This window comes from Rhizobium sp. ZPR4 (genome assembly GCF_040215725.1).
Lineage (GTDB): Bacteria > Pseudomonadota > Alphaproteobacteria > Rhizobiales > Rhizobiaceae > Rhizobium > Rhizobium rhizogenes_D.
Genome location: NZ_CP157967.1, coordinates 3,581,176 through 3,604,065, shown reverse-complemented (window position 1 = coordinate 3,604,065; position 22,890 = coordinate 3,581,176). Strand labels below are relative to the sequence as shown.

General features: G+C 59.8%; 24 protein-coding genes. 6 read left to right on the top strand and 18 right to left on the bottom strand.

All coding sequences use genetic code 11. From position 1 onward, the window contains the following. Nucleotides 1-39 precede the first annotated feature (39 nt). A complete protein-coding gene (trxA, locus tag ABOK31_RS17300) occupies nt 40-360 on the top strand; it encodes a thioredoxin (RefSeq protein ID WP_015338194.1) in 321 nt (106 codons plus the stop codon). A gap of 245 nt (nt 361-605) precedes the next feature. Here the strand turns inward: trxA and ABOK31_RS17295 are convergent, their stop codons facing one another. The 7 genes from ABOK31_RS17295 to ABOK31_RS17265 form a co-directional block, all read right to left on the bottom strand. After that, nucleotides 606-1,934 carry a folylpolyglutamate synthase/dihydrofolate synthase family protein gene (locus ABOK31_RS17295; RefSeq protein ID WP_349959009.1) on the bottom strand — a complete coding sequence of 443 codons (1,329 nt, stop codon included), beginning with the start codon at nt 1,932-1,934 and terminating at the stop codon, nt 606-608. Nucleotides 1,935-1,990: 56 nt separating this feature from the next. Next, the gene (accD, locus tag ABOK31_RS17290; RefSeq protein WP_075853324.1) at nt 1,991-2,902 is read right to left on the bottom strand and encodes an acetyl-CoA carboxylase, carboxyltransferase subunit beta; all 912 of its coding nucleotides are present in this window, start codon (nt 2,900-2,902) and stop codon (nt 1,991-1,993) included. Between the two features lie 107 nt (nt 2,903-3,009). Next, nucleotides 3,010-3,849, bottom strand: coding sequence for a tryptophan synthase subunit alpha (gene trpA, locus ABOK31_RS17285; RefSeq protein WP_075853325.1), 840 nt, complete (start codon nt 3,847-3,849; stop codon nt 3,010-3,012). Nucleotides 3,850-3,859: 10 nt separating this feature from the next. Beyond that, nucleotides 3,860-5,074: a tryptophan synthase subunit beta gene (gene trpB / locus ABOK31_RS17280; RefSeq protein ID WP_075853326.1), complete on the bottom strand. Its 1,215-nt coding sequence runs from the start codon at nt 5,072-5,074 to the stop codon at nt 3,860-3,862. Continuing rightward, a complete protein-coding gene (locus ABOK31_RS17275; protein WP_349956875.1) occupies nt 5,071-5,745 on the bottom strand; it encodes a phosphoribosylanthranilate isomerase in 675 nt (224 codons plus the stop codon). The genes trpB and ABOK31_RS17275 overlap by 4 nt, the downstream gene beginning before the upstream one ends. Before the next feature lie 111 nt (nt 5,746-5,856). Continuing rightward, a complete protein-coding gene (locus ABOK31_RS17270; protein WP_349956874.1) occupies nt 5,857-6,858 on the bottom strand; it encodes an NADP-dependent oxidoreductase in 1,002 nt (333 codons plus the stop codon). Nucleotides 6,859-6,898: 40 nt separating this feature from the next. Further along, nucleotides 6,899-7,714, bottom strand: coding sequence for an oxidoreductase (locus ABOK31_RS17265; protein WP_075853329.1), 816 nt, complete (start codon nt 7,712-7,714; stop codon nt 6,899-6,901). An 89-nt stretch (nt 7,715-7,803) separates the two neighbouring features. On the opposite strand from ABOK31_RS17265, the gene ABOK31_RS17260 reads away from it, so the two are divergent. Further along, complete coding sequence (locus tag ABOK31_RS17260; protein WP_075853330.1) at nt 7,804-8,235, top strand: helix-turn-helix domain-containing protein; 432 nt, start codon at nt 7,804-7,806, stop codon at nt 8,233-8,235. A 107-nt stretch (nt 8,236-8,342) separates the two neighbouring features. Here the strand turns inward: ABOK31_RS17260 and ABOK31_RS17255 are convergent, their stop codons facing one another. The 6 genes from ABOK31_RS17255 to ABOK31_RS17230 form a co-directional block, all read right to left on the bottom strand. After that, on the bottom strand, nt 8,343-9,104 hold the full coding sequence (locus ABOK31_RS17255; RefSeq protein ID WP_349956872.1) for a SprT family zinc-dependent metalloprotease: 762 nt from the start codon (nt 9,102-9,104) through the stop codon (nt 8,343-8,345). 202 nt (nt 9,105-9,306) lie between these two features. Then, nucleotides 9,307-9,747, bottom strand: a complete 441-nt coding sequence (locus ABOK31_RS17250) for a DUF2852 domain-containing protein (RefSeq protein WP_075853333.1) — start codon at nt 9,745-9,747, stop codon at nt 9,307-9,309. 335 nt (nt 9,748-10,082) lie between these two features. After that, the gene (gene phaZ / locus ABOK31_RS17245; RefSeq protein WP_349956871.1) at nt 10,083-11,360 is read right to left on the bottom strand and encodes a polyhydroxyalkanoate depolymerase; all 1,278 of its coding nucleotides are present in this window, start codon (nt 11,358-11,360) and stop codon (nt 10,083-10,085) included. Nucleotides 11,361-11,658: 298 nt separating this feature from the next. Then, entirely contained in the window at nt 11,659-12,501 is an 843-nt protein-coding gene (locus tag ABOK31_RS17240) for a fumarylacetoacetate hydrolase family protein (protein WP_349956870.1), read from the bottom strand. Nucleotides 12,502-12,650: 149 nt separating this feature from the next. After that, complete coding sequence (locus tag ABOK31_RS17235) at nt 12,651-14,069, bottom strand: pyridoxal-dependent decarboxylase (protein ID WP_349956869.1); 1,419 nt, start codon at nt 14,067-14,069, stop codon at nt 12,651-12,653. Between the two features lie 64 nt (nt 14,070-14,133). Beyond that, nucleotides 14,134-15,087, bottom strand: a complete 954-nt coding sequence (locus ABOK31_RS17230; RefSeq protein ID WP_349956868.1) for a glutathione S-transferase family protein — start codon at nt 15,085-15,087, stop codon at nt 14,134-14,136. Between the two features lie 162 nt (nt 15,088-15,249). On the opposite strand from ABOK31_RS17230, the gene ABOK31_RS17225 reads away from it, so the two are divergent. Together ABOK31_RS17225 and ABOK31_RS17220 are read left to right on the top strand one after the other, a co-directional pair. Continuing rightward, nucleotides 15,250-15,540, top strand: a complete 291-nt coding sequence (locus ABOK31_RS17225) for a DUF2218 domain-containing protein (RefSeq protein ID WP_349956867.1) — start codon at nt 15,250-15,252, stop codon at nt 15,538-15,540. A 79-nt stretch (nt 15,541-15,619) separates the two neighbouring features. Next, a complete protein-coding gene (locus ABOK31_RS17220; protein WP_075853339.1) occupies nt 15,620-16,219 on the top strand; it encodes a nitroreductase family protein in 600 nt (199 codons plus the stop codon). 65 nt (nt 16,220-16,284) lie between these two features. Here ABOK31_RS17220 and gyrB read toward each other — a convergent pair whose 3' ends face one another. The 5 genes from gyrB to ABOK31_RS17195 all read right to left on the bottom strand — a co-directional run bounded on the left by gyrB (nt 16,285) and on the right by ABOK31_RS17195 (nt 21,625). Continuing rightward, a complete protein-coding gene (gene gyrB, locus ABOK31_RS17215) occupies nt 16,285-18,714 on the bottom strand; it encodes a DNA topoisomerase (ATP-hydrolyzing) subunit B (RefSeq protein ID WP_075853340.1) in 2,430 nt (809 codons plus the stop codon). 148 nt (nt 18,715-18,862) lie between these two features. Continuing rightward, nucleotides 18,863-19,228 carry a helix-turn-helix domain-containing protein gene (locus ABOK31_RS17210; protein WP_069613918.1) on the bottom strand — a complete coding sequence of 122 codons (366 nt, stop codon included), beginning with the start codon at nt 19,226-19,228 and terminating at the stop codon, nt 18,863-18,865. Beyond that, nucleotides 19,225-19,809: a Smr/MutS family protein gene (locus ABOK31_RS17205; protein ID WP_349956865.1), complete on the bottom strand. Its 585-nt coding sequence runs from the start codon at nt 19,807-19,809 to the stop codon at nt 19,225-19,227. Before ABOK31_RS17205 ends, ABOK31_RS17210 begins: the two co-directional genes overlap by 4 nt. Further along, nucleotides 19,809-20,927, bottom strand: coding sequence for a murein transglycosylase A (locus tag ABOK31_RS17200; RefSeq protein WP_349956864.1), 1,119 nt, complete (start codon nt 20,925-20,927; stop codon nt 19,809-19,811). Before ABOK31_RS17200 ends, ABOK31_RS17205 begins: the two co-directional genes overlap by 1 nt. Then, on the bottom strand, nt 20,924-21,625 hold the full coding sequence (locus tag ABOK31_RS17195) for a Tim44/TimA family putative adaptor protein (RefSeq protein ID WP_349956863.1): 702 nt from the start codon (nt 21,623-21,625) through the stop codon (nt 20,924-20,926). Before ABOK31_RS17195 ends, ABOK31_RS17200 begins: the two co-directional genes overlap by 4 nt. 146 nt (nt 21,626-21,771) lie before the next feature. Here ABOK31_RS17195 and ABOK31_RS17190 point away from each other — a divergent pair, with 146 nt between their 5' ends. Together ABOK31_RS17190 and secB are read left to right on the top strand one after the other, a co-directional pair. Beyond that, nucleotides 21,772-22,290, top strand: a complete 519-nt coding sequence (locus tag ABOK31_RS17190; protein WP_349956862.1) for an FxsA family protein — start codon at nt 21,772-21,774, stop codon at nt 22,288-22,290. Between the two features lie 95 nt (nt 22,291-22,385). Further along, nucleotides 22,386-22,868: a protein-export chaperone SecB gene (gene secB, locus ABOK31_RS17185; protein ID WP_047634000.1), complete on the top strand. Its 483-nt coding sequence runs from the start codon at nt 22,386-22,388 to the stop codon at nt 22,866-22,868. Nucleotides 22,869-22,890 lie beyond the last annotated feature (22 nt).

The window sequence follows — 22,890 nt, the reverse complement described above, 5'->3', positions numbered from 1 at the left end:
CATATCTAGCAACCCGCAAATTCTGGTAAGGAGCAGCCTATGGCTACCGTTAAAGTCGATACCTCCAACTTCGCCACCGAAGTGCTGCAGTCTGCAGAGCCTGTCGTCGTTGATTTCTGGGCCGAATGGTGCGGTCCGTGCAAGATGATCGCCCCGGCTCTGGAAGAGCTCGCCGTGCAGTTCGAAGGCAAGGTCAAGGTCGCCAAGCTCAATATCGACGAAAATCCGGAACTGGCCGCCCAGTTCGGCGTTCGCTCGATCCCGACGCTTGCCATGTTCAAGGCCGGCGAAGTCGCTGACATCAAGGTCGGTGCCGCCCCCAAGACGGCCCTGCAGAACTGGATTTCCAGCGCAGCCTGATCGGTATCGATCGCATGAAACAAAAAAGCCCCGCTTCGGCGGGGCTTTTTTGTTGGTTGGAGAGCACGGTCATCCTCGCCCTTCAAGGCTTCTCACCCCAGCAACCGTGTCGTGTTTGCGCTTGCCAGATGGGCCACCCCGATCCTTCGACGGGCTCAGGATGAGGGCGGAGCAAGTTGCGCGCCAGATAAGGGAATAGCCCGCAGGGCCGTCTCGAACCACGAGGGCGGGTGGTGAACAGCGACTTACCGCGGCGGTGTGCCATTGTCGGCAAGAACATCGCCCACGAGATAAAGCGAACCGCCGATCAGAATGCGTGGGGCCGGCACATTCGGCACCGCTTGAGCCTTGATCGCATCCAAAGCCTCAGCAACGCTGGACATCGGCTCGGCGATGAGGCCGGCATCATAGGCGGCATTCGCCAGAATGACCGGATCGGTCATGGCATCGCTGCCGCGGATCGGCACGCAATAGACCTTCTCTGCAAGACCGGCAAAGGCCTGGAAATATCCCACAGGGTCCTTGGTGTTGATCATGCCGATGATCAGGAACAGAGACCGCGGCTGTCGCTCCTCGAAATTGGCCATGGCCTCGGCGATGACTTCGCCGGCGCCGGGATTATGACCGCCATCGACCCAGATCTCGGCGCGCTCGGGCGCATGCTGCATCAGCTCGCCTTCTGTCAGCCGCTGCAGGCGCCCCGGCCATTCGACCGAGGTCATCGCCTTTTCCATCATCGTTTCGGTGACGACAAAACCGGCGGCCTTGACCGCACGGATGGCGGCGGCGGCATTGCCATATTGGTGGCGACCCGGCAGGCGCGGCAGCGGCAGGTCGGCAAGACCAAACTCGTCCTGATAGACCAGCTTGCCATATTCCTCATGGGCCGAAAAATCCTGACCAAAGACGGCGGTCGGGCAACGGAGCCGCTCGGCCGTCGAGATCAGCACGTCAAGTGCTGCATCATATTCCTGATGGCCGATGACGACCGGATGGCCCGGCTTCATGATGCCGGCCTTTTCGGCCGCGATCAGTTCGACGCGATCGCCGAGATAGGGCTGATGATCGAGCGAAATCGGCATGATGACCGATGCGGCCGGATCGGAAAGGACGTTGGTGGCGTCGAAGCGACCGCCAAGGCCGACCTCGATCACGGCAATATCGGCCGGATGCTCGGCAAAGAGAAGGAAGGTCGCGGCCGTCAAAATTTCAAAGACGGTGATCTTCTGTCCGTCATTGGCCTTGGCGATGCGCCTCAGCACATCGGCAAACACGGCATCGTCGACGAGCTTGCCGCGACCGCCCTTGACGCCGATGCGATAGCGCTCATGCCAATTGACGAGGTGTGGCGAGGTGTGGACATGTACGCTGTAGCCGCCGGCTTCGAGCAGCGCGCGGCAGAAGGCCGTGACTGAGCCCTTGCCATTGGTGCCGGCGACATGGATCACCGGCGGCAATTTCTGATGAGGATTGCCGAGGACGTCGAGCAGCCGGGTTATTCTCTCCAGAGAAAGATCGAAGCCCTTGGGGTGCAACCCCATGAGCTTCTCGATCTCGCGTGCTGCCTCGCTCATTGCGGACTGGTCCATAGACGTCATCCCGCACCTCCGCCCATCGGCAATCTATAATGTCAGGCGCTCGCTGCCACCGGCAGTGCAGCGCCATTCTTGCTCTTGGCCGACACATCGTTTGCCGGCGCCTTGGTCAGGATCTTCAGAAGCGTCGCCAGGGTGTCCGGAATGTCGTGACGCTTGACGACCATGTCCACCATGCCGTGCTCCAGCAGATATTCCGAGGTCTGGAAGCCCTCGGGAAGCTTTTCGCGCAGCGTCTGCTCGATCACGCGTTTGCCGGCAAAGCCGATTTCAGCGCCGGGTTCGGCCAGATGAATGTCACCCAGCATGGCATAGGAGGCCGTGACGCCGCCTGTGGTCGGGTTGGTCAGAACCACGACGTAGGGCTGGCCTGCTTCCTTCAGCATGTCGACGGCAACGGTCGTGCGCGGCAGCTGCATCAGCGACAGGATACCTTCCTGCATGCGGGCGCCGCCCGAGGCCGGGAACATGACCAGCGGACATTTCTCGGCGATGGCACGCTCGAAGGCCTTCACGATGGCTTCGCCGGCGGCCATGCCGAGCGAGCCGCCGATGAAGTTGAACTCATGCACGACGGCGACGAGCTTCAACCCGCGAACCTTGCCGATGCCGGAAAGGATCGTGTCTTCCTGCTCGGTCTTGATGCGGCTGTCCTTGAGGCGATCGATGTATTTCTTCGAATCGCGAAATTTCAACGGATCCTGCGCGACCTTCGGCTGCGGCAAGGCTTCATATTCGCCGTTGTCGAAAAGATCAGCAAGGCGAGCCTTGGCCGGCATCTTCATATGGAAACCGGAAGCGGGGATGACCCACTTGTTGCCTTCCAGATCCTTGTGGAAGACCATCTCGCCCGTTTCCGGGCACTTGATCCAGAGATTCTCCGGAACCTCGCGACGGCCCAGCATGGAATTGATCCGCGGGCGGACGTAGTTCGTGATCCAGTTCAATTCGAAACTCCTAATCGACGAATGTATCGATAACCCAGTCGCCACCAAATGCCCATAGGCCTTTTCCTCAATCCGCAGAGGATTGATTGCTGGCCTATATGGGTAAACTATTCGGCGGCAACAAGGCGGGCGGAACGGGTGCCTGTCGACAGGCCGCGCACCAGGGTCGCAACCGCCTGGATGGTGTCTGGCGTCGCCTTGCCATCCTTGCTGAGGCTGGTCGCGATCTGGTTGACGATGGCAGTGCCGACGACAACGCCATCGGCCGCAGCGCCGATCAGCTTGGCATGCTCGGCCGTCTTGACGCCGAAACCGACGCAAACCGGCAGTTCGGTATGCTGCTTGATGCGCTTGACGGCGCCCGAAACCAGCGATGGATCCGGCAGCGCCGAACCGGTGATGCCGTTCATCGAGACGTAATAGACGAAGCCGGTCGTGTTCTTCAGAACCGTCGGCAGACGCTTGTCGTCGGTGGTCGGCGTTGCCAGACGGATGAAGTTGATGCCCTTGCGGATGGCCGGAATGCAAAGCTCGTCGTCCATTTCCGGCGGCAGGTCGACGACAATGAGGCCGTCGATGCCGGCGGCGATCGCATCGTCCAGGAACTTTTCGACGCCGTAGATGTAGATCGGATTGTAATAGCCCATCATGACGATCGGCGTATCCGCATCGACTTTACGGAAATCGGCTGCGAGCTGCAGCGTCTTCTTCAGCGTCTGGCCGGCCTTCAGGGCGCGCTGGCCGGCAAGCTGGATCGCCGGGCCGTCGGCCATCGGATCGGAAAAGGGCATGCCGAGTTCGATGACGTCGGCGCCGGCTTCCGGTAGCGCCTTCATGATGCCGAGCGAAGTCTCGTAATCGGGATCGCCACCCATGAAATAGGTGACGAGTGCCGGGCGGCCTTCAGCCTTCAGAGCGGCGAAGCGTTTGTCCATACGTGCGGTCATGGCGTCTAACTCACATTCCCAGAATCTTGCCGACGGTGAAGATGTCCTTGTCACCACGGCCGGAGAGGTTCATCAGGATGATCTCGTCCTTGCCCATCTTCGGGGCGCGCTTGATCACCTCGGCGAGCGCATGGCTCGGCTCGAGCGCCGGAATGATGCCTTCGAGGCGCGTCAACGTCTGGAAGGCTTCCAGAGCCTCGTGGTCCATGATCGGAACATATTCGGCGCGGCCGATATCGTTCAGCCAGGAATGTTCCGGACCGATGCCGGGATAGTCGAGGCCGGCCGAAATGGAATGACCTTCCTTGATCTGGCCGTCGCCGTCCTGCAGCAGGTAGGTGCGATTGCCATGCAGCACGCCGGGCGAACCGGCAGTGATGGAGGCGCAATGCTCGTCACCTTGCAGACCCTTGCCGCCAGCTTCGACGCCGACGATCTTGACGCCCTCGTCATCGAGGAAGGGATGGAAGATGCCAATGGCGTTCGAGCCGCCGCCGACGGCCGCAACGACGAGATCCGGCAGGCGGCCTTCGGCCTCCAGGATCTGCGCGCGGGCTTCGGTGCCGATCACGGCCTGAAAATCGCGGACCATTTCCGGATAGGGATGCGGACCGGCAGCCGTGCCGATCAGGTAATAGGTGTCGTCGACATTGGTAACCCAGTCGCGCAGCGCTTCGTTCATGGCATCCTTCAGCGTGCCGCTGCCGGCCGTCACCGGGATGACCTCTGCGCCCAGCAGCTTCATGCGGAAGACGTTCGGCGCCTGGCGCTCGACATCGGTCGCACCCATGTAGACGACGCAGGGAAGGCCGAAGCGGGCGGCGACGGTCGCAGAGGCGACGCCATGCTGGCCGGCACCGGTTTCAGCGATGATGCGGGTCTTGCCCATGCGCTTGGCGAGCAGGATCTGGCCAATGCAATTGTTGATTTTGTGCGAGCCGGTGTGGTTCAGCTCTTCGCGCTTGAAATAGATCTTCGCGCCGCCAAGCTCGGCCGTGAGGCGCTCGGCGAAATAAAGCGGGCTTGGGCGGCCGATATAATGCGTGCCGAGAGACTTCAGCTCCGCCTGGAAGGCCGGATCGTCCTTCGCCTTCGCCCATTCCTCCTGCAGGTCCAGGATCAGCGGCATGAGCGTTTCGGCAACGAAACGACCGCCGTAAATGCCGAAACGGCCGTCCTCATCGGGGCCGGAGCGGAAGGAATTGGGTTTAGGCGTCTGGTTCACTTTCTACTCCCTGCTGCCGGTTCCGGCAGACATGCATCTGCAAAAGCGTCGAAAAACTGGTCGATCTTGCCGAGATCCTTCACACCGGGTGCACTTTCAAGCGCGGAGGAAAGATCGATACCGCTGGCCTTGGTGGAAGCCAGCGCCTCGGCGACATTGTCCTTGTTGACGCCGCCCGACAGCATGTAATCCACGCTATCGTCGAGCCAGCTCATCAGGCTCCAATCGAAGGATACGCCGTTTCCGCCCGGCAGCACAGAACCGGCGGGCGGCTTGGCATCGAAGAGGAAGCGGTCGGCAATGCCGATATAGGATTCCACCCGCTTCAGGTCATCGGCCTCGCGCACCGACATGGCCTTCATGACGGGGACATTATAGACCGCTTTGATGGTGAGCACACGCTCCGGGCTTTCGTTGCCATGGAGCTGCAGCATATCCGGCTTCACCAGCGACATGATCTCATCGAGATCGTCATTGGTGGGATTGACCGTGACGGCAACGATCTTCGCCTTGCCGCGGGCGCGCTCGGCGAGTTCGCCGGCGAGATCCGGCTCGATATAGCGCGGGCTTTTTTCAAAGAAGATAAAGCCGATATGGGTGGCGCCGCGCTCAAGAGCACGATCCACCGCTTCCGGCGTCTTCAGACCACAAATTTTGACATCGGGGTTCATGGCAGCGGAGTGACACGAAATTTCGAAAGAGTCGAGCCTAAAGGCGACGATCGAGCGCGCTTTTTAGGCCTGTGGCCCACCCAACGACCCTTTGAAACAATGGTTCGCTCTTTACTTCACGGCAATCACGACCTTGCCCTTGGCGCGGCCGGTCTCGACATAAGCCAGCGCCTCATTCGTGTTCTGGAACGGGAAGACCCGATCAACGACCGCTCTTATGGCTCCTGCCTCTATCAACGAGGTGATCTCGCCGAGTTGTCCGCCGTTCGCGGTCATGAAGAGGAACGAATAGCTGACGCCGTGGCGTTTTGACTTTCTCCGGATACCGGAGCTCAGCAGGGCCATGAGCTGCTGAAACAACCATCCCGAACCGTTCTGCCTGGCAAATGCAGCATCCGGCGGACCGGAGATCGAGATGAGCTTCCCACCCGGCTTCAGGACGCGAAGCGATTTCTCCAGCGTTTCCTTGCCTAGACTGTTCAGCACGACATCATATCCCTTTAGGGTGTTTTCGAAGTCGTCCTTCTTGTAGTCTACGACGACATCGGCTCCGAGACTTCTGACGAGATTGATATTGGCTGTGCTCGTCGTCGTCGCCACGTATGCCCCCATATGCTTGGCGAGCTGGATGGCAATTGCACCGACACCGCCGGAGCCGGCGTGGATAAGAACCTTCTGTCCCTTCTTCAATTTCGCTCGTTCGACAAGCGCCTGCCAGGCAGTCAACGCGACCAGCGGCAGTGACGCCGCCTCTTCCATCGTCAGATTCTTAGGCTTCATCGCCACGTCGGCCTCGTTCATTGCAATGAACTCCGCGAAGGTTCCGATACGATCCTGCGCCGGACGTGCATAGACTTCGTCACCTGGCTTGAAGCGACGAACCTTGGACCCGACCCGGACCACGACGCCGGCTACATCGTTGCCGAGAATGAGCGGGAGGCGATATGGCAGGATAAGCTTGAACTCACCGTCTCTGATCTTGGCGTCCAGCGGATTCACGCTTGTGGCATGAATCTGGACCAGGACATCATGTTCACGCAATTCCGGCTCGGGTACTTCGCCAAGTTGTAGAGTACCGCCTTTTGCATAGCGATCGATCAGGAATGCCTTCATGAGTCGTGACTTTCTTCCTTTGAAGTTGCAGTGGCGGAGGTCAAGCGGGAAGCCTGCTGAATTTGCGGAGGCTCTTGTCGACGAATGACTCCGGCAGGAACCGGCGCAGGAAGCGAACCTGTCTTGCCGCCTTGCCTGCAGTATAGCGCCTCTTGGGCGAAACAGCGTTGGCGGCTTTGACCACTATGTCGGCCACCACCTCCGGCGCGTCCCCCGTCTCGACAATCTCACGCATCAGCTTCTCGGCATCGGCGCGCGCTGCGTCGTACGGCGGGAGCGGTCGATCCGGCCGCGTGATATTCTCTTCGAAGGACGTACGGGTGACACCCGGTTCAATGAGAACGACGCGGATGCCCTGCGTGCGGACTTCGTGGTCAAGGGATTCGGAATAGCCTTCAATCGCATGCTTGGTCGATGCGTAGAGGGCATTGAAGGGAGCGGGAATCAGCCCGAGAATGGAGCTCATATTGATAATTCTGCCCTTCCGCTGCCGTCTCATCACAGGCAGGATTGCATTCGTCATACGCAGGACTCCAAAGACATTCACATCGAAGAGAGCCTTTGCCTGCAATGGGGAGGACTCCTCCGCGCCGCCAAGCAATCCAATCCCTGCATTGTTGACGAGCAGATCGATCCGTCCAGCCTGGACCAGTATGTCATCGACCGCCGTCTGCACGGATTTTTCGTCGGTGACGTCGCAGACTAGCATCGTCACGCCGTCCGGTGCGGCAACCATCGGCTTCCGGCTGGTTCCAAACACCCTATATCCATCGCGCCGCAACGCCTGCGCAGTCGCCAGCCCAATACCGGAAGAGGCGCCCGTGACCAGGGCGACGCCGCGTTCTGTCTTGCTCATCGGTTTCAGCTTTCACTTTGGCATAGAACATCGATGAGCATTCTGTTACTATCAAATCAATAGTAAGTCACTATCAAAAAGATATCGACATGAAGAATCTTTCAAACCAGCCGTGCCTGATCGCCCGTAGCCTCGCATTGGTGGGCGATGCGTGGAGCATGCTGATCATGCGGGACGCCCACGCGGGGCTCACTCGCTTCGACGATTTTCGCAAGAGTCTTGGCATCGCGCCGACGATGCTGACGGCACGGCTGGCTGCGCTTACGGAAGATGGCTTGCTGGAGAAGCGACGCTACTCGGAGCGGCCTCCGCGCGATGAATACGTGCTGACGGAAGCTGGCCGGGACTTCCTGCCCGTGTTGTTCGCGATCGGTGCGTGGGGGCGAAAGCACCGCAACGCGGACGGTGTAACCCGTTTCTTTGACGCCGAAACTGGAACCGAGATCGATGCCGTCACAATCGACCGCGCGACCGGTGCTCTCATCGGAACACGTCCGATCCGCATCGTCGCACCGGAATGACTGCCCGTTAGATAGTAGCCACACTTGGCGGAAAGCTGCGGTCGGTTACCGAACGGCGGAATATCCGAAACGACTTTCAAATACCGTCGTCGATCCAAACAGCCTGCTCAATCGAAGTCGATCGCATGCAGTTGGCTGCCGTGGCGCTTCAGCCAGGCCTTGGCCTCGTCCATGTCGGGGCAGAGCTTGCGACAGAGCGCCCAGAAGCGCGGGCCGTGGTTCATTTCGCGCAAATGCGCGACTTCGTGGGCGGCGAGGTAGTCGATGACCAGTGGCGGCGCCATGACGATGCGCCAGGAAAAACTCAAGTTCCCTTGCGAGGAACAGGAGCCCCAGCGGCTGCGGGTATCCTTCATGGTGATGGAAGTCACAGTGGCGCGGATGGACTTGGCATGCACCGCCACGAGTTTTTCCAGATCGGCGCGGGCCTCCTTCTTGAGGAAGGTCGCGATGCGGCGACCGGCATGCTCCGGCATACCGCTCACGCGTAGCACCGGCAGGCCTTCGATCACAATCGCTTCGGTAAGGCCGCGCAGGGTGCCGGTATGCTCGATGCGGTGCCGCACGCCGCGCAGGAGAATTTCGCTGCCGCCGCGCAGGCTGTTGTCGGCCGTGAATTTCGCGAGCTTGGTCAGAAGCCAGCCCTGGTGCCGGTCGAGAAAGGCATTGACCTCGCGGGCGGCAAGGCCGCGCGGAATGGTCATCTTCAGCGATCGTCCGCCGGGCTCGATCCTGAGCGTAATACGGGTCGCGCGCTCGTGCTGGCGGATCGTCAGCGGCATCAGCCGGCCGGCGACATCGAGGGTGCGCGTTTCCGGCGCGGCCAACTTGGCCTGCGGTTTGCGGGATCTGGAGAGCAGCGGAAACATGAAGGCAGTTTTATATGATTCGCCAAAGCGCGTCGCAATCTTTCAGATTTGCTCCTTGCGCTTTGGTCCTCGATTTTCGCATGTCGTTATCGCAAAACCGCTGCGCACTTTTGCGCGACTTGCTTTGCGGATTCTGGCAAAGGAAAACCGGCATCATCCGATGCCGGTTTTGACTATATGATGCGGTTGTTCTCACAGCCCATCACGGAGTCTGGAATTCGGTCGGCGAGCCGCCATTGTCATTGCGCTTGACGCTGTTGCGCTCGCGCATGAAGCGGTCGAACTCTTCTTGATCCTTGGCACGGCGAAGCTCGCGGGCATAGGCGTCGAACTCGGCGCGCATTTCGTCCAGCTTGCGGCGTTCCTGCTCAAGGCGCTCAAGCTCTGCCCGGCGCCAGTCGTCGAAGGCGACATTGCCGGTGGAGGAATAGGAATGGCGATGACGATTGCGATGGCGTCCGCAGCCAGCAAACATGCCGTCGGTCCTTTCGTTTACATCCCGTTTGAAATCCCGCAGACGTTCTCCGAAGAGAATATAGGCGAGCATGGCAAAGCCGAGCGGCCAGAAGACCACGAAGCCAAGCACCATGAGGGCAATAGTAGCCGGAGTCCAATCCGGGCGAAGCAATGCAGATTGGTTCATTGTCAGGTATCCTCGCACGGCGCATCGGCCCATCGACCGATAGCGATCGATGGAAAGGCTTCTGCGCGGTTTTTAAAGCTCTACCTGCATCTCAGCGCGTTCCAAGGGCGCGCGGCGCGGTAAACGGCCCGATCTTTGCGGTACCGCTGGAATCGAGATGGTAACCTCTTCGTGAGGCTTCAATGGTCCCGGCAGACTGAATCGGACAAGTATTTGAATCTGCGCGAATAATTCAACAAAAGCTAATAGTTTGCGCTGGCGGGAATTTGGCTTGCGCAGGCACGATGGGGGCTTTGACCGCCATCATGCCCTTGCTTCTGGTCTTTTGAATGGCCTTACGCGGACTTGCCGCCCTTGATGACCCGCTTGACGACAGAGCGACCGGTACGGGCATGTTCGCGCGTGAAGGCCAGGATGCGCGGCGCGATCTCGCGGCGGAAGCGCGAGCCGTTGAAGACGCCGTAATGGCCGACATCCGGCTGCAGATAGTGCATGCGCATATGGTCGGGAATATTGGTGCAAATGGTCTGCGCCGCATGCGTCTGGCCGACCCCGGAGATATCGTCGTTCTCACCTTCGACGGTCAAAAGCGCGATGTTGCGGATGGCCGAGGGATCAACGCGCTCACCGCGATGCATGAGCTCGCCCTTGGGCAAGGCATGCTTGATGAAGACCTGGTCGACGGTCTGCAGATAGAATTCCGCCGTCAGATCCATGACGGCCAGATATTCGTCGTAGAAATCACGGTGCTTTTCGGCCGGCTCGCCGTCATTCTTGACGAGATGCACGAAGAAATCCTTGTGAGCGATCATGTGGCGATCGAGGTTCATCGACATGAAGCCGGAAAGCTGCAGGAAGCCGGGATAGACCGGACGCATGAAGCCCGGCTGCGGCCAAGGCACGTTCATGACGACATTGTCGGCAAACCATTCCAGCGGCTTGTCCTTGGCAAGCTGGTTGACTGCCGTCGGATTGATGCGGGTGTCGATCGGACCGCCCATCAGCGTCATCGACGAGGGCGCCAGGCGATCCCCCGCCGCTTCCATCACGGCAGCTGCGGCCAGAACCGGCACCGAGGGCTGACAGACGGCAACAACATGCGTATCCGGGCCGAGATGATGCAGCATCTCGATGACGTAATCGATATAATCTTCCAGATCGAAGGTACCCTCGGTCATCGGCACCATGCGGGCATCGATCCAGTCGGTGATGTAGACGTCGGCGCCCGGCAGCAGGGCTTCCACCGTGCCGCGCAGCAGCGTCGCATAGTGACCCGACATCGGCGCGACGATGAGGATACACGGATCGGCGCCATGGCCGGCGGGCAGGCTGCGCTCGAAATGGATGAGATTGCAGAAGGGCTTCTTCCAGACGATCTTTTCATGCACCGAGACCGTCTTGCCCTCGATCTGCGTCTGATGAAGGCCGAATTCCGGCTTGCCATAGCGTCTGGTCGTGCGCTCGAAAACTTCGAGACTTGCCGTCAAGGTACGGCCAAACACGGTATGCGAGAGGGGATTAAGCGGATTGGCATAGGCCAGGCGCATCATGTCTGCCGCAGCGCGAAAGGGGGCGAGAGCGGCATGATTAAGTTCGTAAAACTGATAAAACATGGGGGCTTTACCTCTTGTGATGCGGGCATGAGACCACGCAGATCACCTAAATCATTGAAACGCACGCGCCTTGCGTGTCGCTTGCCTTCGCTGCAGCACTTCTCCAGTCGCGCCATGCAGCAGGATGATCGCGGCTCCTCTGTGCGCTTCATCCTTTAAGTCTTACTATTCAGCCTAGCAGCTTTTGTTGCAGAGCAACATAACGACTGCCGATTCTTCCTATAAAAAACGCCGGAGAATCGCTTCTCCGGCATCAACAATGATCTCAAAAAGTTAAAGTTTCTGAGCTTCGCACGCCTTACGCGTCAGCCAAGAAGGTCTGCTTCTGGGTGCCCAGGCCTTCCATGCCGAGCTCGACGACATCGCCCGGCTTCAGGTACTGCGGCGGCTTCATGCCCATGCCGACACCCGGAGGCGTGCCGGTGGAGATAACGTCACCCGGATGCAGCGACATGAACTGGCTGAGATAGGAGACGAGATAAGCGACGCCATAGACCATGGTCTTGGTCGAGCCGTTCTGCATCATCTTGCCGTTGACCTTGAGCCACATGCCGAGGTTCTGCGGATCGGCGATCTCGTCCTTGGTGACGAGCCAGGGGCCGATCGGGCCGAAGGTGTCGCAGGACTTGCCCTTGGTCCACTGTCCCGAACGTTCGGTCTGGAAGGCGCGTTCGGAGACATCGTGGGAGACGCAGTAACCCGCCACATAGTCGAGAGCGTCTGCTTCGCTGACATATTTCGCCGTCTTGCCGATGACGACGCCGAGTTCGACTTCCCAATCGGTCTTTTCAGAGCCGCGCGGGATCAGCACATTGTCGTTCGGGCCAACGATGGCCGAGCTTGCCTTCATGAAGATGATCGGCTCCGGCGGTACGGTCGCGCCGGTTTCAGCGGCGTGGTCGGAGAAATTCAGGCCGATGCAGATGAATTTGCCCGTGCCGGCAACGCAGGCGCCGAGGCGGCCTTCCGCCAGCTCGGGCAGGCTCTTCGGATCGAGTGCTGCGATCTTTGCCAGACCCGCGGGCGAAATGGCTTCGCCGCCGATATCGGCAACGTGGGCGGAGAGATCGCGGATCTTGCCGTCGCTATCCAAAAGCGCCGGCTTTTCCTTGCCGACTTCGCCAACACGCAACAGTTTCATGGATTTTCCTTCCCTGCATTTTCAAAGAGGAGATTGCTTCTAGGACAAAATTGCTGACACCATATATGAACGAATTATTCACCAGTGTCACCAATCGATTTTGGAGAGCCTAGCATGGCTTGGCCCTCCGTGCTGGAAAAACAGCTTTTCTAAGCCGGGGATAATGATCTCGCGATTTCGACGATGACGTCGAAAGCCGTATCGATATCGTCAGCTGTTGCCTCGAACTGGCCGGCCTGAAAGCGAATGACCAGCCGACCGGAAACGCGGGTCTGCGTCAGGTAGATGCGCCCGTCATTGTTGATTGCGTTCAACAGGCGCTGCGTGTGGCTTTCCTGATTGACGCCCTCGGGCGCCTTGTGATCGAAGGAAAACAGCGACAGGAACGGCTCGGTGACGATTTCAAAATCCGGCTCCGCCGCAAGACGCCTGGCCAGATTCTGTGACCAGGAAACATGGTTGCGGATCATCGTGCGCAAACCTTCCAGGCCGTGATAGCGCAGCAGGAACCAGAGTTTCAGCGCGCGGAAGCGACGGCCGAGCGGCACCGACCATTCCGAATAGTTGATGATGCCGTCATGGCCGTGGGTGCGCAGATATTCCGGCTGTATCGCCAGCGTGCGGACCAGCGTCTCCGGCTCGCGCACGAACTGGACGGAACAATCGAATTGCGCGCCAAGCCACTTATGGGGGTTGAAGACAATGGAATCGGCCTGCTCGACGCCGTGCCACAGGGTGCGGAATTCGGGGCAAATCATTGCCGAACCCGCCCAAGCGGCATCGACATGCACATAGAGCCCGTGCGCATGCGCCACTTCGACGACGGCGGCGATATCGTCGCAGGCGCCGACGCTGGTACCGCCGACGCAGGCAATGACGCCGGCCGGCAGCAGCCCGGCAGCAAGATCGCGCTCGATCGCCGCGGCTAGAGCCTTCGGATCCATGGCTTTGTTGGGACCGCCAGAGGGTATGCGCACCAGATTTTCTTCGCCGACGCCGGCAATCCAGATGGCGCGGTCGATCGACGTGTGAACCTGATCGGTGGAGTAGATGCGCACCGCCTTGTTGCCGGCGAGCCCGCTCCTGTTGCCCTGCCAGTTCAGCGCTCTCTCGCGCATGACAAGAACGGCGGCGAGAGTCGCGGTCGACGCGGAATCCTGAATGACGCCGGTGAAGGTTTCCGGCAGGCCGAGTGCCTGGCGCAGCCAGTCGACGACCTTCGTTTCAAGCTCGGTGGCGGAGGGCGAAGTCTGCCAGAGCATGCATTGCGCAGCGATGGCGCTGACCAGATATTCGGCCACGACCGAGACCGGGGCGGCATTGGCGGGGAAATAGGCAAAGAAGCGCGGATGTTGCCAGTGCGTCATGCCGGGAACGAGGATATCCTCAAAATCCCTGAAGATATCCTCCATCGCTTCGCCTGTTACCGGCGGGGAATCGGCGATATGTGCTGATATCTCACCCGGCGCCATCTTCGCCCGGACCGGCCTGTCACGAAGCGACGCGCGATAATCCGCGCCCCAATGCGCCGCCTTCTCCGACCACTGCCGGAACTCTTCCCAATTCATGACGGTCCTCCCTGATCCATCGAACGGGGCGGACCTTAGACCGCTTTTCGAAGGCGGTCGAGTATCAGAACAGCTCGTCCAACGCCGGCCCGAGTGGCACGATCCCGCTCGGATTGAGAGATGCGATCGAGTAGTAACCGCGCTTGATATGATCGAAGTTCACGGTTTCGGCAACACCGGGCCAATCGAGCATTCGGCGGCAGAAGGACTGGAGATTGGCATAGTCGGACAGCCGACGCAGATTGCATTTGAAGAGGCCGTGATAGGCGACATCGAAACGGACAAGGGTGACGAACAGCCTGATGTCGCTTTCTGTGGGATGATCGGCGAAAAGGAAGTCTCTGCCCTCCAGCTCGGTCTCGATCTGATCGAGGCAGTCGAACACCTCGCTGAAGGCCTCTTCATAGGCAATCTGCGTCGTGGCGAAGCCGGTGCGATAGACGCCATTGTTGAGGGCCGGGTAGATCCGGGCATTGAAAGCTTCGATCTCTTCCCGCTTGCCGGCCGGATAAAGATCGATGTCATTGCGGGCGAGATCACCGAAGCCGCCATTCAGCATGCGCAGGATATCGGATGACTCGTTGTTGACGATCGTGCCGGTGCGCTTGTCCCAAAGGACCGGAACCGTGGCGCGGCCGGTGAAGGCCGGATCGGCCTTCGTATAGATCTCGTGCATGTAGACGGCGCCGTTTATCGGATCGTTCGTGGCGCCCGGATATTCGCCAAACTGCCAGCCCTGCTTGGAGAGCATGGGTTCGACAACGGAAACGGAAATGACATCCTCGAGGCGCTTCAGCTTCCGGCCGATCAGGGTGCGCGATGCCCAGGGGCAGATCAGCGCGACGTAGAGATGATAGCGGCCGGCTTCCGCCGCGAAACCGCCCTCGCCCGTCGGCCCCGGCTTCCCGTCCGGCGTCACCCAGTTGCGGAAGCTTGAAACCTGGCGAACGAAACCGCCCTTTTCATCCTTGGCCTGGACCGGCTGCCACTCCTCAGTCCATTTTCCATTTACCAGCAAGGCTTTGTCTCCGCTCGCACGCGTTCCTATCGACCCTCAGCATAGCGGAACAGAATTTCACTGGAATAACGCAAACTTGAAACAGACTGTCTACCTGGCGAATGCGGATGGCTCTATGTATGAAATCGTGCGTTTTGCGATCAGGTTTATTGGAGAAATCCCATGGCGACATCCGTTTCCAACGTCAGAACCGAGCATGCCAGCCGCTATCTCCAGCAGCTCTGCAAGCACTGGAGCCATCGCTTCAGCGTGGAATTCGATGCGGCTGCGGGCAAAGTGCCGTTCAGCCCGGAAAACGTCCTCGACCTGGCAGCCGAACGCGGCAACCTCGTCATGACGCTGACGGTCGAGAAGCCCGAAGACCTCGAGCGCATGCAGAACGTCGTTGCCGACCACCTCAAGCGCTTCGCCTTCCGCGAGGAGCTCGACGTGAGCTGGGCGGCTCGAGTTTAAGTTCTCATCCTCTATTTATAACCAGCCAACGGCCAGTTTCGACCGCCCGCGGCAGATGCTCTCTAAGAAAGAAGCCCTCATGACATCAAGCAACAGCCGCGAATCCCAATATCCGATCGACAAGCTCTTTCTCGACCGCTGGTCGCCGCGTGCCTTTTCCAACGAGACCATGCCGGAACAAGACCTGCTGACCATTCTGGAAGCGGCGCATTGGGCGCCTTCCGCCTCGAACCTGCAGCCCTGGCGCTTCCTCTACACTCTGCGTGGCTCGGAGCATTGGGACCGGTTCCTGAGCGTCCTCGTGGAGTTCAATCAGGGCTGGGTGAAATCCGCTGCCGCGCTGCTTTTCGTCATTTCCCGTACCCACAGTGGCGAGCTCGGCTCGGCCGAACAGAAGCCCAGCTACAGCCACTCCTTCGACGCGGGTACGGCCTGGGGCTTTCTGGCAATCCAGGCACATCTAGCCGGCTATGAAGCGCATGGGATGACCGGCTTCCATGTCGAAAAATCTTATGAGGTTCTCGGTATTCCCGAAGGCTTCCGCGTCGAGGCGGCTGTCGCGATCGGCAAGATCGGCGACAAGAACCAGCTGCCGGAAAAGTTGCGCGAGCGCGAGGTGCCGAGCCAGCGCAATCCGCTTTCCGGGCTTGCCTTCAACGGCACCTTCATCGCCAAGTAATTGATAGAAAAGAAAAAGCCCGCCAGAATGTTCGCGGCGGGCTTTTTTGTGTCTGAAGCAGGCGATCAGATGTCGAGATTGGCGACGTTCAACGCGTTGTCCTGAATGAACTCGCGGCGCGGCTCGACCTCATCGCCCATGAGCCGGGCAAACAGCCCATCGGCATCGGTCGCGTCAGTGACCTTCACCTGTAACAGCGTGCGGACATTCGGATCGAGCGTCGTTTCCCAGAGCTGTTCGGCATTCATCTCGCCGAGGCCTTTATAGCGCTGCAGCGTCAAGCCCTTGCGACCGCCGGCAAAGATCGTATCAAGCAGCATGCGCGGACCCGAAATCTCCGTCTCTCCGTCCCGGCGGGTGAGCTTCGGCGGAGTCTGGTAGACCTCCTTCAGCCGCGTGCCAAGCTGGTCGATGAGACGAGCATCCTGCGAACCGATCAGCGCCATGTCGAGGAAGACCACTTCCTTGACGCCGCGCACAGTGCGCTCGAAGCGAAGACTGCCCTCGCCGGTTACGGCACCGGTCCAGCCGCGCTCCGTTTCCTCGGCAATGACATCAAGCCGCTTGGCAACGTCATTGGCGAGTACTTCCGCGCGGGCGGGATCGCTGACCATTTCGGCATTGAGAGCGCCGGCGATCGCCGCCTGCTCGACAGCCGAGCGATTGTAGCGGGAGTGCAGATTGTCGATCAGCGTGCGCAGCCGCAGCGCATCGTAGATCGCCTCACGCAGATCCTGACCGGTGCGGACTTCGCCATTGCCGAGACGCAGGCTTGCATCGTCGGTACCCTGGCCGATCAGATATTCTTCCAGCGCCTTCTCGTCCTTGACGTACTGCACCGACTTGCCGCGCGTCACCTTATAAAGCGGCGGCTGGGCGATATAGAGGTGACCGCGCTCGATGAGATCGGGCATCTGGCGGAAGAAGAAGGTCAGAAGCAGGGTGCGGATATGCGCGCCGTCGACGTCTGCGTCCGTCATGATGATGATCTTGTGGTAACGCAGCTTCTCGGCGTTGAATTCGTCCTTGCCGATACCGGTGCCAAGTGCGGTGATCAGCGTGCCGATTTCCTGGCTCGACAGCATCTTGTCGAAGCGGGCGCGCTCGACGTTCAGGATCTTGCCGCGCAGCGGCAGGATGGCCTGGTTTTCGCGCGAACGGCCCTGCTTGGCCGAACCACCTGCCGAGTCACCCTCGACGAGGAAGACTTCGGACTTGGCCGGATCGCGCTCCGAGCAGTCAGCAAGCTTGCCGGGGAGCGAGGCGATATCCAGCGCGCCCTTGCGGCGGGTCAGTTCGCGCGCCTTGCGGGCGGCTTCGCGGGCGGCCGCGGCTTCGACGACCTTGCCGACCAGAACTTTGGCTTCGGACGGATGCTCTTCGAGCCAGGTGCTGAGGGCTTCGTTGACCAGGCTTTCGACGACCGGGCGAACTTCGGAGGAAACCAGCTTGTCCTTGGTCTGCGACGAGAACTTCGGATCGGGAACCTTGACCGACAGCACGGCCGTCAGGCCTTCGCGGCAGTCATCGCCGGTCAGCGTCACCTTTTCCTTCTTGGTGATGCCAGAGCTGTCCGCATAAGAGGTGATCTGACGTGTCAGGGCGGCGCGGAAGCCAGCCATGTGCGTGCCGCCGTCGCGCTGCGGGATGTTGTTGGTGAAGCAGAGCACGTTTTCATGGTAGCTGTCGTTCCACCACATCGCCACTTCGACAGTGATACCGTCCTTCTCGCTGCGGATCGACACCGGCTTTTGAACCAGCGGCTTCTTGGCGCGATCGAGATAGGAGACGAAGGCTTCCAGACCGCCGTCATAGAGCAATTCTTCCTGCTTGACGTCGGAATGACGCTTGTCCGTCAGGAGAATGCGAACACCGGAATTCAGGAAGGCGAGTTCGCGCAGACGATGCTCCAGCGTGCCATAGTCAAACTCGATCATCGTGAAAGTTTCGGAACTCGGCATGAAGCTGACTTCGGTGCCAGTCGCATTGCCGGCATCGCCGGTTTCCTTCAAAGGCGCGTCGGCGACACCATGGGTAAAGCTCATTTCATGGATGCGGCCCTGGCGGCGGATCTTCAGCTTCAGCCAGACGGACAGGGCGTTGACGACCGAAACGCCGACGCCATGCAGGCCACCGGAAACCTTATAGGAATTCTGGTCGAACTTACCGCCGGCGTGAAGCTGGGTCATGATAACCTCGGCTGCCGAAACACCTTCGCCGCTGTGAATATCCGTCGGGATGCCGCGGCCGTTATCGGTGACCGTGACGGAGCCATCGGGATTAAGGGTTACGGTTACGACATCGGCGTGGCCGGCCAGGGCTTCGTCGATAGCGTTGTCGACGACTTCATAGACCATGTGATGCAGGCCAGAGCCGTCATCCGTGTCGCCGATATACATGCCCGGACGCTTGCGCACGGCATCGAGGCCCTTGAGAACCTTGATGCTATCTGCGCCATATTCGGCATTGCCGCCGTTATCGGTTATATCGGTCATTTTATTGAAGTCTTTCCAGTGTTTAGAGAATCTCGCCAATTCCTAACGAATCAGCGGTTTTTCCTAGCCTGAATATAGGATGTTTCACCCTGAAGTTCCAAACGGAAGGCCCCGAAATCAGGTATAAAACAGGGGATTAAGGCGCTTTTCAGCCGGTTTTTCCGGCATTTTCCAGAACCTTTGACAGTTCACGGATCGTCGCCGCGTCAAGGCTGCGGATCTTGCCGGCCAAGTGGTTGACGAAGGCCGTATATTCAGGCGAAAGCCCGGAGGTATCAACGACGACGCGCGGGTCGGAAAACCGCGCCAGCAGGAACAATTCCTCGGCTTCGTCCCAGATGATGTTGAAATAGCCGGCGATGCGCTGCAAGAGATCGAAAGTCGGAAGGCCACGCTTTCCGTGTTCTAAGGCGGATAAATAAGCCGGAGTCACATTGAGCGCGGCGGCCATCTGCTTTTGCGAGACGCCCTTGCGCAACCTCAACTTTCGCACCGCTTCGCCGAACGGGGTCAAAGCCTCTCCCCCTTCAGGCGCGACAGGCGGATATAGAGAGCGCCCTCACCGCCGTGATGCTGCGCCGCAGTCTCATAGGAGGAAATCAGAAAACGGAATTCCGGCTTGGAGAACCAGAGCGGCACGGCCCGCTTCAGCGCCCCCTCGCTGCCCATCGAGCTGCCCTTGCCGGTAATGACGAGCACATGGCGCAGACCGCGGCTATGGGCACGCAGCAGGAAATCCAGGAGCATACCGTGGGCCTCGCTCTGGATCAGGCCGTGAAGGTCGATCCGGGCTTCGAGCGCCAGATGACCCCTCGCGATCTTGCGCTTGACGGGACGCTCGAGCGGATGATGGCGGCCGCCGGGCTGCTTTATGGGCGTTGAAACTTCCGGCGCTTCTGTAGATACAGGCGCCGGCTTTGCCTTTGCGGCGCGGGCAGTTTCCTCGCTTTCGGCTTCGGCTTGCAAGGCCGCCTCGAAAGCCTCGATGTCGGCCATGCGGCCCGGCATGGGACGCGTGCTCTTGGCGACCTTACCCCAAAGGATACGGTCCTCCGCGCTGAGCTTTCGTTCCTTGTCCTTCCGTTCCGGGGCCATCAGCCGAACCTCTGCGCCGCCGCCTTCGGAATGAGTATATAAAAATCGGCGTCGTTGCGCACGGTACCGGCGAGCTCGCCTGCATCGTAGCCGGAGCCGGTAAAGATATCGCCACGTGCCGGCCCGACGATCGCCGAGCCCGTATCGAGCGCCAGCATCAGCCGCGCGAAAGGCTTGCCGGCATCGAGATGCGTCAGGCTTTCCGAACGGATGAAGAAGGGAAAACCGAAGGTATGGATCAGCCGATCGACCGCAAGGGAACGGCCCGCCAGCAGCGGCACCTTGGCTGCCGCGATCGGTCCGAGAGCGGGATCGCTGACTTCGGCCTCGCGGAAGAAGATATAGGATCGATTGTGCGAGAGAATTTCATCGACCTGATCCGGGTGGGCGTAGAGCCAGTCACGGATCGTCTGCATGGAGATCGTCGCGCGGTCCAGCAGGCCGCGGTCTATGAGCAGGCGCCCGACGGCCGAGAAGGGATGACCGGCCTTGGCAGCATAGGTGATACGGCCGAGACGCCCATCTGGATAGCGCAGACGCGCCGCTCCCTGCACATGTACGAAGAAGACGTCGACCTTGGATTTCGCCCAGGCGATCTCCAGCTCTTTGCCATCGAGATAGCCGCGATCGATTTCGCCACGATCAGGATAGGTGGAAATCGAACCAGCCTGACGCCTGCCGAACATGTAGGAAGGATCGATATCCTCCGGCCGATTGCTGTCGTCGAGATCGATCAGATCATCCGGCCGACGATAAAAAGGATAGCGGTAGGTTTCGCTTGGCTCGGCCGACACTTCGATTTCCGGCTCAAAGAAGGCGGTCACGAAACCGGTCGCGCCGCCATCGCGGCGAATGAAGAAGGGCTGGCAGTGCTCCTCGAAGAAGGCTCTGGCTTCGGCTGCATCGCCAGGTTCTTTCCCTTCTGCCGCATCGAGAAGCGCCAGGAGATCATCGGCTGTCAGCCCAGCAGCGCCGGTGCGATAGGGCTTCACATCGCGGATATGGCTCCGACAGTCCTTCATCGCGCGAAAAAGGCTGGAAGGATCGTCCTCCTCCCAGCCCTTCAAATCGGCGAAGGTTGCCGGCTCCAGCCTGAATTCCTGCGATGGGCTCGTCATTGTTCCGATTCGGTCGCCACGAGTTTCCAGTTCGGATCGCGCGAGCGCGTGTCGCGGGCGAAAGTCCAGAGATCACTGACCTCAGCCACGGCTTCGGCATCGCCATCGATCAGCTTATCCGCCTTGTCGTAGGTGGCGGAAATCATCTGGCTGACGATGCGCATGGTGATCAGGGCATCCGTTCCCTTCACCTCGGCAGTGACGATATCGGCCTTGTCGATGCCGACGAAGGTCGATTTGACCTTTTCGCCCTTGGCTTCGCGATCGGCGATGGCGGCATCGAAGCCTTCGTAGACCTCGCGCGACAGCAGCCCCTTCAGAGACTTGCGATCACCATCGGCAAAGGCCATGACGATCATCTCATAGGCCATGCGCGCGCCATTGACGAATTCCTTCGGGTTGAAGGAAGGATCAACTTTGCTCACCTCGCGCAGCGAATCATTGAGTGGTGTGCCGGCCGGGGTGAAGGCATCGATGGCAGCAAAACGGTCTTCCTCTTCGGTCCCGTCACGACGCGGCAGGGTGACCACCTTGCCGGCGTCCGGTGCAGTCGTGCCATTGGCCGGATCAGCAGAACCGTAGAGATCGCGCGGCGGCTTCTCATTCCCCGTGCGGCGGCCAAGGACGCTGCGCAACTGAAAGAAAATCAGCACCGCCGCCACCAGGAAAAAGATCGTCACAAAGTCGTTTGCACCCATCTCGTATCGGAACCACCGTTAAAATTAAAAGATCAATCCCCATATAGTCCGCATCGATCTATCATTCAAATAGCGGACCAGTTTCTTTATTATACGCGAGAAACCAACGCTTACGCGAAGAAACCCGCTCTCAGGACCACCGTAACATGCGCCTATCACTTCTTCCTATCTTCGTTTTTCTGATGCCTCTGGCTGAGATTGCCGGATTCATCGTGGTTGGAAAGATGATCGGCGTCTGGGCGACGCTGGGGCTCGTCATTCTCAGCGTGCTGCTCGGTGCCGCTCTTCTGAGGATCCAGGGCATCGGTATTCTTCAGCGCATCTCGGCCGAAAGCCGCAATGGCGGCGATCCCGGCCGCGAGATGGTGCATGGCGCCATGATCGTCGTTGCCGCCGTCTTCCTGATGCTGCCCGGCTTCATCTCCGACATCATCGGCCTGCTGCTTTTCATCCCGGCCGTACGCGACCTCGCCTGGCAGGTCTTGCGCAAGCGTATCGTCGTTGTCGGCAATTCGCGGGCGTTCCGCCGTGGACAAGGTCCGGGTGCCGGGCCACAAGGTCGACCGAACAAACCCGGAAACGTCGTCGATCTCGATGAAGGCGATTTTCATCGCGAGCCGAACCGCAACTCGCCCTGGTCTGATCAAAAGCGTCTGGAAGACTAGAGAGCGGCTGCGGGAGCCCCGGCGCCATAAGGGTTGTAAGCCCCTTTTCTAAATGCTAGATGGCGACACCCATCGAGACGTGAGAGGACACCCCCATGGCCAACGAGACCAACGGCAACGGCGCAGCCACCCCGAGCCTCAGCATCCTTGCTCAGTACACCAAGGATCTTTCCTTCGAAAATCCGGGTGCTCCGCGCTCGCTCCAGGCCCGGGAAAATGCTCCGGACATCAATATCAACGTGAACGTCAACGCCAACCCGCTGTCGGACTCCGATTTCGACGTCGTGCTGACGCTGAGCGCCGAAGCCAAGGATGGCGAGCGCGTTCTCTTCCACACCGAGCTGGTCTATGGCGGTGTCTTCCGCGTCACCGGTTTCCCGCAGGAACACATGCTGCCGCTGCTCTTCATCGAGTGCCCGCGCCTGCTGTTCCCCTTCGCACGCCAGATCATCGCCGACGTTACGCGCAATGGCGGCTTCCCGCCGCTGATGATCGATCCAATCGATTTCGCGCAGATGTTCACGCAGCGCATGGCCGAAGAACAGGCTCGCGCTCAGGTTTCGGCCGTTCCGAACTAAGCTTGAATATCTTCATTCTAGA

Bases quoted from the DNA above. Each gene is read 5' to 3' on its own strand.
- ABOK31_RS17220 (WP_075853339.1), top strand. From the start codon at position 15,620: ATGACATCAAGCAACAGCCGCGAATCCCAATATCCGATCGACAAGCTC.
- gyrB (WP_075853340.1), bottom strand. From the start codon at position 18,714: ATGACCGATATAACCGATAACGGCGGCAATGCCGAATATGGCGCAGAT.
- trxA (WP_015338194.1), top strand. From the start codon at position 40: ATGGCTACCGTTAAAGTCGATACCTCCAACTTCGCCACCGAAGTGCTG.
- ABOK31_RS17240 (WP_349956870.1), bottom strand. From the start codon at position 12,501: ATGAAACTGTTGCGTGTTGGCGAAGTCGGCAAGGAAAAGCCGGCGCTT.
- trpA (WP_075853325.1), bottom strand. From the start codon at position 3,849: ATGACCGCACGTATGGACAAACGCTTCGCCGCTCTGAAGGCTGAAGGC.
- ABOK31_RS17275 (WP_349956875.1), bottom strand. From the start codon at position 5,745: ATGAACCCCGATGTCAAAATTTGTGGTCTGAAGACGCCGGAAGCGGTG.
- ABOK31_RS17265 (WP_075853329.1), bottom strand. From the start codon at position 7,714: ATGAGCAAGACAGAACGCGGCGTCGCCCTGGTCACGGGCGCCTCTTCC.
- ABOK31_RS17270 (WP_349956874.1), bottom strand. From the start codon at position 6,858: ATGAAGGCATTCCTGATCGATCGCTATGCAAAAGGCGGTACTCTACAA.
- ABOK31_RS17190 (WP_349956862.1), top strand. From the start codon at position 21,772: ATGCGCCTATCACTTCTTCCTATCTTCGTTTTTCTGATGCCTCTGGCT.
- ABOK31_RS17295 (WP_349959009.1), bottom strand. From the start codon at position 1,934: ATGAGCGAGGCAGCACGCGAGATCGAGAAGCTCATGGGGTTGCACCCC.
- ABOK31_RS17250 (WP_075853333.1), bottom strand. From the start codon at position 9,747: ATGAACCAATCTGCATTGCTTCGCCCGGATTGGACTCCGGCTACTATT.
- ABOK31_RS17205 (WP_349956865.1), bottom strand. From the start codon at position 19,809: ATGGCCCCGGAACGGAAGGACAAGGAACGAAAGCTCAGCGCGGAGGAC.
- secB (WP_047634000.1), top strand. From the start codon at position 22,386: ATGGCCAACGAGACCAACGGCAACGGCGCAGCCACCCCGAGCCTCAGC.
- ABOK31_RS17225 (WP_349956867.1), top strand. From the start codon at position 15,250: ATGGCGACATCCGTTTCCAACGTCAGAACCGAGCATGCCAGCCGCTAT.
- ABOK31_RS17235 (WP_349956869.1), bottom strand. From the start codon at position 14,069: ATGAATTGGGAAGAGTTCCGGCAGTGGTCGGAGAAGGCGGCGCATTGG.
- ABOK31_RS17255 (WP_349956872.1), bottom strand. From the start codon at position 9,104: ATGTTTCCGCTGCTCTCCAGATCCCGCAAACCGCAGGCCAAGTTGGCC.
- ABOK31_RS17260 (WP_075853330.1), top strand. From the start codon at position 7,804: ATGAAGAATCTTTCAAACCAGCCGTGCCTGATCGCCCGTAGCCTCGCA.
- ABOK31_RS17200 (WP_349956864.1), bottom strand. From the start codon at position 20,927: ATGACGAGCCCATCGCAGGAATTCAGGCTGGAGCCGGCAACCTTCGCC.
- phaZ (WP_349956871.1), bottom strand. From the start codon at position 11,360: ATGTTTTATCAGTTTTACGAACTTAATCATGCCGCTCTCGCCCCCTTT.
- ABOK31_RS17195 (WP_349956863.1), bottom strand. From the start codon at position 21,625: ATGGGTGCAAACGACTTTGTGACGATCTTTTTCCTGGTGGCGGCGGTG.